The organism is Gemmatimonas sp., from assembly GCF_031426495.1.
In the GTDB taxonomy this organism is placed as follows: domain Bacteria; phylum Gemmatimonadota; class Gemmatimonadetes; order Gemmatimonadales; family Gemmatimonadaceae; genus Gemmatimonas.
In genome coordinates this window covers 71,177-87,343 of the sequence record NZ_JANPLK010000003.1, presented here as the reverse complement: position 1 = coordinate 87,343, position 16,167 = coordinate 71,177, and the positions used below count along the sequence as shown (strand labels likewise).

10 protein-coding genes are annotated in these 16,167 nt (G+C 66.3%); 4 read left to right on the top strand and 6 right to left on the bottom strand.

Features of this window, described 5'->3' with window-relative positions; all coding sequences use genetic code 11:
- Window positions 1-80 precede the first annotated feature (80 nt).
- Window positions 81-1,136, bottom strand: a complete 1,056-nt coding sequence (locus tag RMP10_RS02120; protein ID WP_310568831.1) for a N(4)-(beta-N-acetylglucosaminyl)-L-asparaginase — start codon at window positions 1,134-1,136, stop codon at window positions 81-83.
- A gap of 151 nt (window positions 1,137-1,287) precedes the next feature.
- Here RMP10_RS02120 and RMP10_RS02115 point away from each other — a divergent pair, with 151 nt between their 5' ends.
- The 3 genes from RMP10_RS02115 to RMP10_RS02105 all read left to right on the top strand — a co-directional run bounded on the left by RMP10_RS02115 (window position 1,288) and on the right by RMP10_RS02105 (window position 10,060).
- Window positions 1,288-3,192 carry an aspartate ammonia-lyase gene (locus tag RMP10_RS02115; RefSeq protein WP_310568830.1) on the top strand — a complete coding sequence of 635 codons (1,905 nt, stop codon included), beginning with the start codon at window positions 1,288-1,290 and terminating at the stop codon, window positions 3,190-3,192.
- 74 nt (window positions 3,193-3,266) lie between these two features.
- Window positions 3,267-6,221: an Ig-like domain-containing protein gene (locus RMP10_RS02110; RefSeq protein WP_310568829.1), complete on the top strand. Its 2,955-nt coding sequence runs from the start codon at window positions 3,267-3,269 to the stop codon at window positions 6,219-6,221.
- Between the two features lie 353 nt (window positions 6,222-6,574).
- A complete protein-coding gene (locus RMP10_RS02105) occupies window positions 6,575-10,060 on the top strand; it encodes an Ig-like domain-containing protein (protein ID WP_310568828.1) in 3,486 nt (1,161 codons plus the stop codon).
- Between the two features lie 260 nt (window positions 10,061-10,320).
- On the opposite strand, the gene dacB is transcribed toward RMP10_RS02105, so the two are convergent.
- From dacB to RMP10_RS02090, 3 genes are read right to left on the bottom strand one after another with little or no spacing between them, the layout of a single operon-like run.
- On the bottom strand, window positions 10,321-11,976 hold the full coding sequence (dacB, locus tag RMP10_RS02100) for a D-alanyl-D-alanine carboxypeptidase/D-alanyl-D-alanine-endopeptidase (RefSeq protein WP_310568827.1): 1,656 nt from the start codon (window positions 11,974-11,976) through the stop codon (window positions 10,321-10,323).
- A gap of 2 nt (window positions 11,977-11,978) precedes the next feature.
- Window positions 11,979-13,199, bottom strand: a complete 1,221-nt coding sequence (locus RMP10_RS02095) for a DUF5009 domain-containing protein (RefSeq protein ID WP_310568826.1) — start codon at window positions 13,197-13,199, stop codon at window positions 11,979-11,981.
- Window positions 13,199-13,753 (bottom strand): hypothetical protein, encoded by a 555-nt coding sequence (locus tag RMP10_RS02090; protein WP_309670522.1) that lies wholly within the window; start codon window positions 13,751-13,753, stop codon window positions 13,199-13,201. The genes RMP10_RS02095 and RMP10_RS02090 overlap by 1 nt, the downstream gene beginning before the upstream one ends.
- A gap of 247 nt (window positions 13,754-14,000) precedes the next feature.
- Between RMP10_RS02090 and RMP10_RS02085 the strand changes: the two genes are divergently transcribed.
- Complete coding sequence (locus RMP10_RS02085; protein WP_310568825.1) at window positions 14,001-14,492, top strand: hypothetical protein; 492 nt, start codon at window positions 14,001-14,003, stop codon at window positions 14,490-14,492.
- 220 nt (window positions 14,493-14,712) lie between these two features.
- Here RMP10_RS02085 and RMP10_RS02080 read toward each other — a convergent pair whose 3' ends face one another.
- Entirely contained in the window at window positions 14,713-15,243 is a 531-nt protein-coding gene (locus tag RMP10_RS02080; protein WP_310568824.1) for a hypothetical protein, read from the bottom strand.
- Window positions 15,243-16,163, bottom strand: a complete 921-nt coding sequence (locus RMP10_RS02075; protein ID WP_310568823.1) for a cytochrome c oxidase assembly protein — start codon at window positions 16,161-16,163, stop codon at window positions 15,243-15,245. The genes RMP10_RS02080 and RMP10_RS02075 overlap by 1 nt, the downstream gene beginning before the upstream one ends.
- Window positions 16,164-16,167 lie beyond the last annotated feature (4 nt).

The window sequence follows — 16,167 nt, the reverse complement described above, 5'->3', positions numbered from 1 at the left end:
CTGACCCCTTGAACTCCCCCCTGATACCCTCCCCGCTGCTTCCTAGGGTGTCTTCACCCTAGGAACGTCAGCTCCAGCCCTCACCGCTTGAACAGGTACGCCATCTCCTCCAGCCGCGCCCCCTTTTCGTCGCACACCGCGAACTTCCCACCCGAATACAGCGTGGCACCGCCGAAGCGTCCGTCCTTGGTGAGGGCGTAGAACTCGAGATCGAACTTGGGGCGGCCGTTGGGGCCCATCAGGCGGGCTTCCGTCATGGCCACGACCCGCTCGAGGGTCTTGAGACAGGCCGCCTCGGGCGTCAGCCCCTGGCGCATGAACTCCACGATCAGGAACGACGCGCAGGTCTTGATGTTGGCCTCGCCGCGTCCCGTGCTGCCGGCGGCGCCGACCAGGTTGTCGCAGTACTGCCCGGCGCCGATCACCGGCGAGTCGCCGATGCGGCCGGGCACCTTCCACGCCATGCCGCTGGTGGTGGTCACCGATCCGATGTCTCCCGCGCCGTTCACGGCGTTCATGTTGATCGTACCCGTCGTGAACTTGATCTTGATGTCCTCGTCGTGATTGAGCCACGCGTCGTTGGCGTTCAATCGCGACTTCCAGCGCATCCAGTCCTGGCGCGACTGCTCGGTGAGCAGATTCTGCTCCTTGAAGCCCATCGCCTTGGCGAACTTCGTGGCACCGGCGCCCACCAGCATGACGTGATCGGTGTAGTCCATGACCGCCTTGGCCACCAGCGACGGCGTGGCGATCCCCTCGATCGCCGCCACCGAGCCGGCGCGGCGCGTCGGGCCATGCATACACGACGCATCGAGCTGGACCACGCCTTCCTCGTTTGGCAATCCGCCCAGCCCCACCGACTGATCGGTGGGATCGAGCTCCACTAGATTCACGCCGGCGATCGCGGCGTCCAGCGGGTCTTCGCCGGTCAGCATCTTGTCGTAGGCGACCTTCACGCCCTTGATGCCGTTCGACGACGACACCACCAACGGGCGCCCGCGGAATTCGGGGATCGTGGCCGGCGCCGACGCCGTGTGGCCCAGTTCCTGCCCGAAGTCGTCGGGCAGACGGGGAACGAAGCCGGCTGCGGCCAGCGCAGCGGAGCGCTCGAGAAAGTCGCGACGGGACAAAGGCACGTGAGGCTCCGGAACAGGGTCGGGTGACGACAGGGTACCACGAATGGTCTTCTGGTGATCAAACCGACGATATCGCAGCAAGCGACTGGTGGCGAGAGGCAGGTTTGTCGGGCACCTTCTTTACAGTAGCATCCTACCTTTACTCCCCCCCATGACCACTCCGGCCGAAATCGCCGATGCGCTGCGCGCGACCTCGTTTCTCGAGGGCTTCACCGACGCGCACCTCTGGAAGCTTTCGCGGCACGTCACGCCGCTCACGCTCGTCCCTGACGACACCATTTTCAACGAAGGCGAAGCCCGCCAGCGCTTCGCGATCTTGTTGAGCGGTGCCGTCGCCATCGAGAAGTCGTCGGATGGTCGCACCACGCGCCTCGTCACCCTGGGTGCCGGCGAAGCGGTCGGTGAAGGCCTGCTGCTCGATGACTCCGCCCACGGCACCACCGCGCGCGTGATCATGCCGGGCACCGCGATGGTGCTGGCCCGCGATCAGCTCGACGACATCACGCGTGAAGCGCCGCAGCTCTACGCAGCGCTGGTGGCCCGTGCCGCTCGCGCGATTTCGGCACGTCTGCGCCGTGCCGATGCCACACTCGTGGGCCGCGGCCGCACGCTTGGCTTCGGCGGCCACCGCACCCGCCAGGAACACGACCTGCTTGGCGAGCGCGACGTGCCCTATGAAGCGCTGTACGGCGTGCAGACGCTGCGCGCGCTCGAGAATTTCCCCATCACCGGCATTCCACTTCGAGAATTCCCGGTGCTGATCGAGTCGTTGGCGGCAGTGAAAGAGGCGGCCGCGCAAACCAACCTCGAACTCGGTCTGCTGGAACAGGAGCATGCCGATGTGATTATCCGCGCCGCCCGCGAAATACGCGCCGGCCGTCATCACGAGCACTTTCTGGTAGACATGATTCAGGGAGGGGCCGGCACCTCCACCAACATGAACGCCAACGAAGTGATCGCGAATCGCGCGCTCGAGCTCAGCAATCAGCAACGTGGCGCGTATGACGTGATCTCACCCAACGATCACGTCAATCTCAGCCAGTCCACCAACGACGTGTATCCCACGGCGGTGCGCATTGCGCTGCACAAGAGCCTGTCGGGCTTCCGCATTGAATTGGCGCGCCTGGCGGATGCCTTCGGCGCCAAGGGCGTCGAGTTCGCGCCGCTGATCAAGATGGGGCGCACGCAGATGCAGGATGCGGTGCCGATGACGCTCGGTCAGGAGTTCATGGCCTTTTCGCATACCCTGCAGGAAGACGTGGACCGCCTGGGCGAAGCCCAGTCGTTGATTCGCGAGATCAATCTTGGCGCGACCGCGATCGGCACCGGGATCAATGCGCCGCCGGGCTATGCGGCGCTGGCGTGCAAACATCTCGCCGTGATCGCCGAGGTCCCCGTGATCACGGCGTTCGACCTGGTGGAAGCAACCAGCGACACGGGCGCCTTCGTGCAGCTCTCGGGCGTCATGAAGCGCACGGCTACCAAGCTGTCGAAGATCTGCAACGATCTGCGCCTGCTGTCGTCGGGGCCGCGAGCCGGATTCGGCGAGATCAACCTGCCGGCGATGCAGCCTGGCTCGTCGATCATGCCGGGCAAGGTGAACCCGGTCATTCCCGAAGTCGTGAATCAGGTGTGCTTCGAAGTGATCGGCGGCGACGTCACGGTCACGATGGCGGCCGAAGCGGGGCAGCTGCAGCTCAACGCGTTCGAGCCCGTGATCGCGTATCGATTGCTGCGCGGCATCGACATGCTGCGCAACGCGTGCCTCGTGCTGCGTGAGCGGTGCGTAACCGGCATCACCGCCAATGCCGACCGCATGCGTTACTTCGTGGAGCATTCGATCGGCATCGTGACGGCGTTGGTGCCCGTGCTCGGTTATGAAATCGCGACCGACATTGCGAAGACGGCCCTCGCCAGTGGACGCGGCGTCTTCGACCTGGTGCTCGAGCGCAAGCTGCTCACGCGCGAGCAGCTCGACGAGATCCTCAATCCGGCGGCCATGACCGCGCCGCGCGACACGCAGGAATTCAGCACGGTCACCATTCCGCCGGCGTAAGTAGCCGCGGGTACTCCGACTCTCGGGGTACCCGCTGTCGTCCGGGTCGGCTCGCCTGTCACTCTCGCCACGCCATGCACTCAGCCCTGTCGTCTTCCCGGATCCGTTTCACGTCGAGCCTACGTCGTGTCCGCTCCGTCGCGCTTACGCTCGCGGTGGCGGCGTGCGGTGGCGGCGGCGATCCCTCCGGGCCGCCGGTCGTCGTGAATCCACCCACGGTGCGCGGCGTGACCGTCACGCCCGTCACGGCCACCATTCGCGTGGGCGAAACGCAATCGCTCAGCGCCGGCGTCGATGCCATCAATGGCGCCGGCACCGGCGTGACGTGGAGCAGCGAGTCACCCACCGTGGCCACGGTGAACAGTACCGGACTTGTCACGGCCATCGGCATCGGCACGGCCACCATCCGCGCCACGGCCGCGGCCGACACGCGCGTGAGCACGACGGCCACGATCACGGTGCAGGCGGCGCGCAACATCACCGTCAGTCCGACCGCGGTGTCGCTGGGCACGGCGCAGACGCAGGCGCTGCAGGCCACCGTACAAATCGACGCCGGACTTCCCACCACGGTGACGTGGCGAACCAGTGCCGCCACCATCGCCACGGTATCGGCTGCTGGCGTGGTGTCGGGTGTGGCGCAGGGCACGGCCACCATCACCGCCGTTGCGGTCGGAGACACCACCCTGCGCGCGACCGTGACCGTCAACGTGGTGCCCGTCGTGCGCACCGTCGCCGTGTCGCCGACCACGGCATCGTTGTTCATCAGCGCCTCACAGCAACTCACCGCGACGGTCACCGCCGACGCCGGTGCGGTGCAGACGGTGACCTGGCGTTCCAGCAATCCGGCCGCCGCCACTGTGAGCGCCACCGGCCTCGTGACCGCCATCGCGCTGGGCAGCACCACCGTCACGGTACTCTCCACCGCCGATACCACGCGCCGCGCCACCAGTGCGATTACCGTAGCCGCGCGCCCGGTCACGGTGAGCATTGCGCAGCGCAACGTCGGCATTAATCCCGGCACCAGCACCACGCTCACGGCCGTCGTCAGTGCGGATCCCGGTGTCGCCACCGGCGTGACCTGGAGCTCCAGCGCGGGTGGTGTCGCCACGATCTCGGCGCAGGGAGTCGTAAGCGCGGTGAGCGTGGGCAGCACGCTGATCACCGCCACGTCGGTGGCCGATGGCACGAAACGCGACACGGTGACGCTGAATGTCGTGCCTCGACTGGCCGCGGCGTGGAGCGCGACGCGACTGGGCGGTGTGTTGCGCGACGATCTGTTGTCGATCTTCGCGGTGAGCGCGGCGAACGTGTTTGCCATCGACCTGCAAGGCGACGTCTATCGCTGGAACGGCACCACGTGGACGCTGTCGCTGTCGAACAGTGCCGATTATCTGGCGCTGCATGGCTCGTCGGCCACGAACATCATCGCGGTGGGCACCAACGGTGCGATAGCGCGCTGGAACGGCACCGCGTGGAGCGCGATGACATCGGGCACCACCCAGACGCTCAACGCAGTCTGGGTAGAGAGCCAAACCGTGGCGTGGGCGGCCGGCAACAACGGTACCGTGCTGCAGCTGGCCACCAACACATGGAGCACGGAAACCACCAACTCCACGCAGACCCTGAACGGCGTTTGGGGCGGCGACAACGTGGTGTATGCCGTGGGCGCGAATACGGAAGTCCTGCGTCGCGTGGGGGCCACGTGGGCGCGCGTAGCGGTGCCGAGCTCGGAGCTGCTGTACGGCGTGCACGGCAACAGCGCCGCCGATGTGGTCATCGTGGGCACCAACGGCACGCTCCTGCGCTGGAACGGCACGGCGTGGTCGGTGCTCGGTGTCGGCGGATTGGCCGGCAACCTGTACCACGTGAGCGGCTCGGCCGCCAACGGTGGACGTCGCTATCTGGTCGGCGACGGCGGTGTCGCGCAGCTCGATGGCATCACTGCAGCGCTGGTGAGCACCCCGTATGCGCCGCAGCTGTTTGGTGTGAGCGTGGATGCCACGGGTACCGCATGGACGAGTGGCGAACGGGGATCGGTGCTACGCAGTGCCGACGGTGGCGGGGCCACCTGGACCACGAACAATTTGGCGCCCGATCTGCTCGACGTGTGGACGGCCGCGGCCGATAACGCGTTGGCGGTCGGTGAGTTCGGGTTCGTGTATCGCTGGAACGGCAGCAACTGGACCAAAGTCACGGTGCCCACGCAGGCTACGCTCACGAGCGTGTGGACGACCACGACCGGCGAGGGGTTCATCGGCGGCGAATCGGGCATCATGCTGCGACTGATCGGCAGCGCGTGGGTGCCGATGGCCTTTCCCAGTGTGAGTACGGTTTCGGCGCTTTGGGGCACGAACGGCGGCAACGTGTATGCGACCACGAAGGCCGGCGAGATCTATCGCTTCAACGGATCGGCGTGGACGCTGCTGACCACCGCCCCTTCGCCGCTGTGGGCGGTCTACGGGACATCGGCGGCCGACGTGTATGCCGCTGGCGAGAATGGCGCAGTCTGGCGACTGAACGGTGCGGTCTTCACGGCACTCCCCGCACCTGCCACCGGCACGTTGGCCGGCATCTGGCTCACGGCCGCCACGAACGTGTTCACCGACGGCGCGAACGCCGCGGGTACGACCGGTATCGCCTACCGCTACAACGGCACCGCGTGGTCGTCGCTGCAGCCGGGCGCGACGCCAGCGCTCACGGCGCTCTGGGGCCCGAGTGAATTCGATCTCTACGCAACGGGCGACAACGGTACGATCCTGCGCTTCAACGGCAATACGTGGACGTCGATGCCCACCGGGACGACGGACCTGCTGTGGAGCGTGTCGGGTGCACCGAATGCGTCCGCAGGATTTGCGGTCGGCATCAACAGCACGATCGTCGCCGCGAGTGGATCCTCGGCGTTTCGTGCGGCCATTCGCGCGACATCGGATGCGCCAGCACTCGGGTCACTCGAGCCGTCTGCTTCCGCTCGCGTACGCCGCGGTCCGCAGCCACACGGCATCGCACGCAAACGCAAGTCATCGCGCTAGCCTCGCGATCGCCTCGCGATACCGCGGGCAGGTGTCACGGTCGTGACGAAGGCGAACGGCGCGGTGACCTGGGTCACGGCGCCGTTCGCTCATCCGTATCACACTGTTTTTTGTGCACGGTGAGTGAAAAACTTGAGCGTTCGGGACGAAAAACTGTCCCGGACGCCTCCGCTGTAACGGCGGTGCCCGTGCCGTGATATCCCTGACAAACGCCTGCGCGAAATGATGCCGCGCGTCGGCATCGGTCGTCCAAAGTGTGAGTTGGATGACATTGTGCGCTGCGGATATTGACGGGGATGTACCCGTGATTCCACAGCAGCGCGCTTCGACCTTCGCTGGTGCGTGCTGTTCTCATGCGTGTTTCCCCGAACAAGTACGGCTCGCGCTCGACGCTTCGTCGCGCAGCCCGTTGGATCTCGCCGGTCACGCTCGGATCGATGCTCGCCATCGGTCTGCACGCGTGCGCCGTGCCGGCCGATGGCGTCACGGGTAGTTCCGGCAACGGCACCGGCGGTACGCCCACGCGTTTCGAGAGTTCGACTGGCGCACTCAATCTGAATGCCGTCGGCGCGTCGCAATCGATCACGGTCACGGCCCGCGACCGGTCGGGTAACGCGATCGCCGGCGTACCGGTCACTTGGACGAGCTCCGATGCCACGATCGCCGATGTCGCGGGAAGTGGGTCGACCGCGATGGTCACGGCGCGTGCGCCGGGCCGAGCGACGATTCGTGCCCGCACCGGCGATCTGGTGCTCGAGATCAGCGTCGGCGTACTCGCCGTTCGCAAGATCACGATCGCGCCGCAGGCGGTATCGGTGATCGCCGGGGGTCAGCTGCCGCTCAACGCCACGGTCGATGCTGACGCCGGCGCGTTGCTGGATCTCCGCTGGCTCTCCGACAATCCGTCGATCGCGGCGGTGAACACGCAGGGTATCGTGACCGGTGTGGCGCCCGGCAACACCATCATTCGCGTGAATGCCGTCGGCGATGTCCGTGTGACCACTACCGCGCAGGTGACCGTGACGTCGGCGGGTTCGATCGCCATCGCACCATCTACGTTGTCGATGGGCACCGGCGAGCAGCGCACGCTCGCCGCTTCGGTCAATCTCGAGCCCGGCCTCAGCACCGCGCTCACGTGGCGCAGCCAGAACAACGCCGTCGTGACGGTCTCGTCGACCGGTGTCGTTACCGGCGTCTCAGTGGGCAGCACGCTCATTACCGCGGTGTCCGTCGCCGACACCACGCGCCGCGGCACGGCCGCCGTCACGATCGTGCCGGTGGTACGCGATCTCGATATCACGCCCGCCGCCGCCACGATCTTCACCGGCGACACACGCCAACTCGGCGTCAACTTTACTGCTGATCCCGGCGCTTCGCAGTTGGTGATCTGGCGGTCGAGCAACGCCACGGTCGCCGCCGTGTCATCGTCTGGGCTGGTCAGTGGGGTGTCGGCCGGTACGGCTATCATCACCGCGATCTCCGCGGCCGACACGACCAAGCGCGCCACGTCGTTGTTCACCGTGCGCTATGCGGCCGCGGTGAGTGTTTCACCGGCGGCGGCCACCGTCGGCGTGGGTGGTACGCGTACGATCGTCGCAAACGTCACCACGGAGAACGGCGCCACCACGGCCGTCACGTGGCGTAGCAGTAATGCCTCAGTCGCGACGGTCTCGGCAACGGGTGTCGTAACCGGTATCGCTGTCGGGTCGGCTGAAGTCAGCGCCGTCGCCGTCGCGGATACCTCGCGCCGCGCGACGTCCACGATCACGGTCGCGGCTGTCGTGCGGTCGGTCAGCGTCACGCCCGGCACGTCGGCCATGCTGGCCGGACAAACCGTGCAGTTGGTACCGACGGTGGTGGCAGATGCCCCATTGTCGACGGCGGTGACCTATCGCAGCTCGAACAGCGCGGTAGCCAGCGTGAGCGCGGCCGGACAGGTCACGGCGATCGCGCTCGGCAGCACCAGCGTTATCGTGCAGTCGGTGGCCGACACCACGATGCGTGATACCGCCTTCGTGTCGGTGTCCAACGGCCTCGCAACGACGTGGGCCGCCACGCGTCTCGGCGGCGCGCTCTACGAAGATGTCGTCTCGCTGCGCGGGATCGACGCCAACAGTGCCTTCGCGGTCAACAGCGTGGGTGACGTGTTCCGGTGGAATGGCAGCACCTGGTCGGTCGCCGTACGCGGCGCCTCGTACGGAACGCAATTCCTGGCCGTGCACGGATCGTCGTCCAGCAACGTCATGGCGGTGGGCACGAACGGGGTCACGATCCACTTCGATGGCTCGATCTGGAGCATCGAGAGCTCGGGTACCACGAACCGCTTGAACAGCGTGTTCATGGAGAGCACGATCAGCGGCTTCGCGGTAGGCGAGAATGGCACCGCGCTGCGCTGGAATGGGTCGGCGTGGAGCGTCAACAGCACCGGATCGACGCAGACGCTGAACAGTGTATGGGCGAGCGGTGGCATCGCGTTCGCGGTGGGCGCGAACGGCGAAGTGCTTCGCTTCGGCAATGGCAGCTGGTCGCGTCAGACGGTCCCGACCACCGAGTCACTCAGCGGCGTGTCGGGCATTACCAGCTCCAACGTGGTGGCCGTCGGCGCGTTCGGCACGATCCTGTCGTTCAGCGGCGGTACTTGGACGACCGTGAACAGCAACGGCATCGTGGCCGACCTGTATGCCGTCAGCGCGGTGTCGGCCAGCGATACGCGGCTCTATATCGCCAGCGATGATGGCTTGCTCCTGCTGAACAGTGGCACGCTCACCCGAGTGACCACGCCGTACACCCCGCGCATGTTCGCGGTGTCGGCCGACGCCGCCGGTCAGGTGTGGGCGGGCGGACAGCGCGGCAGCGTACAGCGTCTCGCGACCGGAACGTGGGAGACGGTCGGACTGGCTCCCGACCTGATCGACGCCTGGACGACGTCAGCCACCAATGCGTGGGCGGTCGGCGAATTCGGATTCATCTATCGGTGGAACGGATCGGTGTGGGCGCGACAGGCCACGCCGACCACGGCCACGCTGAACGCGGTCTGGGGTGCCAGCAGCACCGAAGCCTTCGCGGCCGGCGACAACGGCACCATGCTGCGCTTCAATGGCGCAACGTGGACGGCCATGAGCTTCCCGTCCACCGCCAGCGTGTACGGTCTGTGGGGCACCAGCGGATCGAATGTGTACGCGGTGACGGCGGCGGGTGAGGTCGTCCGCTACAACGGCTCGTCGTGGGCCGTTGCCGCCACGAGCAGCAATGCGCTGTGGGCCATTCACGGTTCGTCGCCCACGGAGATCGTCGCCACGGGCGAGAATGGAGCGGCCCTCCGGCTGAGCACTGGTGGCTGGAGCACCGTCAACGTGAACACGACGGGCACGCTCGCCGGCGTCTGGTCGAGCGGCACGGGCGCCACCGCGGTCGGCGCCGCGGCGTCGGGGAGCAGCGGGGTCGCGTTCTCCCTGAGCGGCACGTCGTGGTCGTCGATTTCGACCGGCAGCAGCCGGGTACTCACGTCGGTCTGGGGCCCGAACGCCGCTGATCTCTACGCCACGGGCGAACAGGGCACGCTTTTGCGCTACAACGGCTCCTCGTGGAACGCCCTGACCACCGGCACCACGGACTTGCTCTGGAGCGTCACCGGCGCCCCCAGCGGCATCGGCGGGGCGTTCGCGGTCGGCTACAACAGCACCGTGGTCGCCGGCTCCAATAGCGCGTCGTTCTCGACCACCATGGTCCGTGCCATGAGCGTGGCCAAGGGCATCGCCCTCGACCCGTCAGCCGGCGCCCGCACCGTTCGCGGACCGCTGCCGAGCGGCAAGGCCCGCAAGTCGCGGGGCAAGCGGTAGCGGCTCCGCGGTAACGGCTCCGCGGTAACGGTTCGGCGGTAGCGGCTCGGCGGTAACGGCTCCTCGGTAGCGGCTGGACCGTAGGTTCACGCGAAGCGCGCGAAGGGCCGCGAAGAATCGCGAAGAACGGCAGAAGCATTTTTGTTGCTGTTCTTCGCGAACCTTCGCGGCCCTTCGCGAGCTTCGCGTGAACCAGCGAACGACCGAACGTCAGCTCAGTGCCGGCCGACGCGGTGCCGAGAGCTGCGACCACCCGACGCTCACTCGCGCGAGAACGCCGCCATCGTGGGGCCCATGGCGTCGATCGTCTCGCGGGCGTGCCAGCGATCCTTACCGTTGTACAGGAACGCGAAGGCCAGGATTTCGCCGTTTTCAGCGGTCACATAGCCCGACAGGCCGATCACGTCGTTCGTCGTGCCGGTCTTCGCGTGCAGGTTGCCTTGGGCCGGCGTGGCGCGCATGCGGTTGCGCAGCAGTTCGGATTCACCGGCCACCGGCAACGACGCGTGGAACGCGCTGCCCCAGGGGGCACGGTGGGCGTGGGCCAGCAACTGCACCAGGCTGCGCGGGGTGACGCGGTCGAGGACGGACAGGCCGCTGCCATCAGTGACGCTCACCGCGTCGGGCGCGGCACCGACTTGGCGTACCATGAACTCGTTCAGGGTGGCCGATGCATTCTCGGCCGATCCCAGCGTCTGCTTGTCGGCGCCACGCGCCGCGCCGCGGAACAGGAGTTCGGCAAAGATGTTGATGCTCTCGCGGTTCATTGTCGAGATCAGGCGCGCCAGCGGCGGCGATGGCAAGCTCGTCACGAGCGTCGCGTTGTCCGGGGTGCGCCCCACGCGCAGGGCGCCGTCCACCGTGATGCCCTGCTCCTCCAGCGCGGCGCGGAACGCCCCGCCGGTGAACGTGGCCGGATCGCCGACCACGAGTTGATAGCGCACCGTACCGGCGCGCGCGCCGATCGTGCCCGAGACCACCACGCGATCGTTGCCGGCGCGATGGGCGCTGATGCGCGTGCTGCTGCCGGCCACGGTGCGCACCGTGTTGGTGATGGTCAGCCCCCGGGTGGCCGGTTCGAGGAACACCGTGGCCGCGCCGCCCGAGCCGCCCGCCGTGACACCCACGATCACGATGTTCTCATTGAGCGTGAGCGCCGAGAACGGGGCCGCGTAGCCGGCACCAGCGTAGCGCGTGAGCCAGCCCTCGGGGATGCCGCGCAGCTCGAGCGCCGAGGCGTCGGCCACCAGGTCGCCGGTGACGCGCTTGATGCCGGCGCCAGCCACAAAGCGCGCCAACATGCTCATCGACGCGTCGGGGCCACCACGCACGAAGCGCGGCGACAGCGACGGGTCGCCATCACCGCGGAGCACGAGGTTGCCCCGCACCACCCCATTGGCCTCCAGCGGCCCGTCGCGCAGCACATCGGTACTGAACGTGTGTTCAGGGCCAAGCTTTTCGAACGCGATGGCGGAGGTGAACAATTTCATGGTGCTGGCCGGCACCATCTTGCTGTCAGCTCCGTGCGCAAACAGCGTATCGCCGCGCGAAATGCTGATCACCATCGCGCCCCATGCCCCGTTCTTCGTGCGACTGCCCAGCAACGTGGTCAGATCGCTGGTGAGCGCCGCTTCGCCACGTGGGGACGTGAAGCGCAACACTGGGACGATGGGCGCGCGGGTACGGCCCGCGCGTGTGCTGCGAGTGCTGCGCTTCGCCGGCGTCTTCTTCTTGGGGGTGGGGCGCTTGGTTTGCCTCGTCGATCGCGACTGCACCGCCAGCGCGGTGATCGCGGTCGCCGATGCGGACCCGGAGGCGGCGTTCGCCTCGGCGTGAGGCGGCGCGACGACAAGAAGGCCCGCGAACAGGGCGAGCGTACGACGGCGAACGGTACTGGTGAGCCGGAAAGGCGTCATCGTCAGACCTTGAGGACGAACCCACGCTTCCATGCGCCCCAAAGAATCAGGAACCAGAGGGCGACGAAGCTGAGGGCGTACGCGAACGAAGCTTCCCGCAGCGGAAGCCACGAGGCGTACAGGGTGTTGAACACGAATCCCTGCGCCGAGATCCGACTGCCGGTACTTGTCTCCCAGGTCCAGATCGATGAGGTGATACGCGCCATCAATCCGGACCCCAGAAACGCGAGCATGGGGTTGGTACCATATACGACGAACGGAAACGTCCAGCGTCGCACCTGCATCACGTCGATGATCCACATGCAAGTCGCGAGCGAGACGGCGCCCATACCCGCCGTAAACACGACGTACGAGCTGGTCCAGATGCTCTTGTTGATCGGAAACACCCAGTGCCAGACGAGTCCCAGCATCATCGTCAGTGCACCGACCGCAAACAACCCGGCGAGGCGATCGGTGAGCGTGCGCTCCTGACGCGCGATCCATCGTCCGGCGAACGTACCCAGCATCATGGTGCCGATGGCCGGGACGGTACTCAGCAGGCCTTCAGGATCCCACGTTTTGCCGCCGACCCAGAGATGGTTCGTGCCGAGGATGGTGCGGTCGAGCCACGCGCTCAGCAGGTGGTCTGGCTTATCGAGTACAAAGCGACCCGCCACGCCGGTATCGGGGACCGGCACCAACGTCATCAGCGCCCAGTATCCGAAGAGCAGCACGGCGAGGATGACAAACTGCTGCCGCAGTGTCGTGCGCCACGTGAGCAGCGCACCGAACAGATAGGCCAGACCGATGCGTTGCAGCACGCCCAGCACGCGCCAATGCTCGATGCGGTCCACCACACGATCGAGAAACGAGGCCTCCAGCAGCGCCGGCGGCCACGTGAAGAACGGAAACCCGGAGAGCAGGAAGCCAAAAAGGAAAATGAGTGCGCCGCGACGGAGAATCTGCCGCAGAATGGCGCGTTCATCATCGCCGCGGGCGCGCCGCGCGCGCAGCGAGAGTTCGGTGGTGATGCCGACGATGAACAGGAAGAACGGGAAGATGAGGTCCGTCGGCGTCCACCCGTTCCAGGCCGCGTGTTCGAGCGGCGGATAGATGGCAGACCAGGTACCGGGGTTGTTGACCAGCAGCATGCCGGCCACGGTCATGCCCCGGAACACGTCGAGCGAGACGAGTCGCTCGGGGCGCTCTGCCGTTTGGCCAGACGCCACCCGGCTGACGGCCATCAGGCGCCGCCCTCGGCCTTGGAAGCGGCGACCTTCCATCCGGTGGTGTCGCACCGCACGTCGTACGACTTGGTCGGCGACAGCGTGCCGTTGTCGTCGCCTCCCACGTAGTGACCGCCAAGTCGGACCGTCACCGTATTGCCGTTGTCCGCCTCGGTCTTGCCACGGAACACCACCAGCATCGAGGGATACGGGCCGACCTCTTCAAGCTTCTCGCGAATCTTCCGCTGCGCGACCGTGTCACTGCTGTAGAAGTACGTCGGTCCCTTGTCCTGCAGCACCTTGAAGCCGTCGTCGGGCACAGCGGAGTCGGTGCCGGCGGCGCTCAGAAAGCGCTTGGGGAGCGGTTCCGCCTTCGTGATGTAGTCGAGCACCGCAAGCCCGACCGGCGTCGTGTCCGTGCTCACACACGACGGACCGGCCGCTAGCTTCGCCTCCGCGGCCTTTTCTCGGTCAGCCGCCGCGCCACCGCCGCACGCGGCGAGCAACAGCAGCAGGCAGGGACCAGCGGCGGTCAACAACGTGGCCAGAACAGGGCGAGACGCTCGGGGCATGGCAGGACTCGGGATTAGGTGGTACTCTCGCGAGAGCCGGATTGCAGCATTGACCGACCACCGCCGCCTACCACGGGAGAGCATCGGGGAACGACGATCGCCATGTGGCGTAGAGCTACAGAAGCGCAGCAACCGCACACGGACTTCATCCTGCAGATATGTACTGCTGACGAAGCTATGTACAGCGTTGACGAGGTTTGTCGAGGGGCAGACCTCCGAAATCACCGCGAGTGGAGGAGGGCATCGGATGTCTACGGGCAATCGAATGGCACGTGAAGGAATCTCCGCCGGACTCATCGGAGCCACCGCGATTGCGGTCTGGTTCGCCATTCTCGACGCAACACGCGGCGAGCTCCTCGCCACCCCGGTCATGTTGGGCACTTCACTCGGATCGCTGTTTCTGCAAGGCGACACGCCGAGTAGAGCCGCTGCGTTCCTCGGCTACACGGTCTTCCACTTCGCGATCTTCTGCGTGATCGGCTATGGCTTCTCGTGGGTCGTGAACAGCGCGGAGAAAGTGCCATCGTCGTTCATTGGCTTCGCCGGCCTGTTCGTCGTGTTCGAAGTGGGCTGGGTCGGCTGGACGACCGTGCTCGCGCAGGGATTCGGTGACATCACATGGTTGCAGGTCTTCATCGCCAACCTCATCGCATCAGGCGCCATGGGCGCCTACATGTGGAAGCAGCACCCGTCACTGCCGGGACGCGTCGGAGCACAGATAGCGGGAGCCCCTGAGTGAACGGCAAACGGCGCTAAGAATCAACGGCGCTAAAAGTCAGGGGCGCTAAAAGTGAACAGCGCCAAGAATGAACGGCGAAACGACAAACGGCGGGAACGGCGAGCGATCCATCCGCTCCATCTGTTCACGCCGTTTGTCGTTTCGCTCCTGATTCTTAGCGCCGTTCACTTTTAGCGCCGTTCACTCTTAGCGCGGTCGATTCTTGGCGCCCCTAAGCCGTTCAAAACAGCTCGTCCAGTTGCTCCGCCATCCGTCCAAGTCCGTCGCGCCATTCTGCTTTCATCCGCTCGCCGGTTGCGACATCAGGCAACCGGGAGTGTTCGAGTTCCACGGCGCAGCGCGCGTTGCCTTTACGGCCGATCGACACGCTCACCAGCGTGCCGTCGTGCAGCATCAGCCGCAGGAAGCGCGGTGCCACGGCGTTCATCACCTTGTAGCCGAAGGCCCCGCCCCATTGCCGGCGCGTGGGGTCGTTGAAGGCGCGGAAAATCTCGCTGGGCGACGCGTCGATCGTCCGTGACACACTGACGGCGACCGTGCCCAGCGCCTCGGCCGGAATCGGCGCGGCCGCGTGCGACACGCGCGGCTGTTCGGCGTCGCGCCACGCGCCCGGCTTCTTGCCACCGTTTTCGGCGGCCTGACGCGCGGCTTTGCCGAACTTCTTTTCGGCGGCGGCTGCGTTCTTCTTGGGCGCAACCTTGGGCGCGTCCTTGCCGACGTGACGTCGGGCTACCGGCTTCTTGCCCGCCATCAGGTCAGCGCATCCGTCGAGGGGACCCAACCCACCTGCGCACTGTCCTGATCATCTTCGCCGCGCTGCGACCACTTGAAGAACACCACCGTCATCACCGCATAGAAGAAGACACCACCGGGAATCCACATGATCAGACCACCGTACTGCTGGTCCATCATCGGCGTGATCCCCATGATGCGCGGGGCGACGGCATACGCCGGGTACAGCAGCGTATCCGCCATCGCGATGTAGATCGAGATGACCGACATCGGGATGACCATCACAAAACAGTACAGCATCTGCGCCGGGTATGGCGCACGCGGCAGCTCGGGCAGCGGTGACGTGAGCGGCCACCACATCAGCACTGACGCCGCGATGAACATCAGGTGTTGCACGATGTGAATCGGGTGATTCGCCAGCGCCAGGTTGTACATCGGCGGCAGGTGCCAGAACGAGAGCACCAGGTTGAAGATCACGAAACAGGCCGCGATCGTCGTACCCTTGCGGGCCACCGCGAACACGGCCGGTGTGCGCAGCAGCGGACGCAGCATCCAGCCCGGGGTGCCGATGATCATCAGCGGCGGTACGATCAGCGTGAGGATCAGGTGCTGGACCATGTGCCCGCTGAACAGGTAGTAGTCGCTCAGATCGTGCAGCGGTCCGTTCAGCGTGAGAAACAGCAGCAGGAGCGACGTGAAGAAGCTGACGCGCTGCGCCGACGTGGGGCCCTGCGGCGCGGCCGCCGCATCGAGCTGCGCGCTGGTGGCCTGCGCCATGTCCGGCACGGTCACGGGCACGCGGTCCATCGCCGACGGCCCCTGACGCACGCGCCACATATAGGCCGCCCCGATCGCGGCGATGCCGATCGCCGTGCTGGGGTGGATCGTGAAATTCGACCAGCTGAGCTGGGCGGCGGGGTGCAGCAGGAGCGCGATCATATCG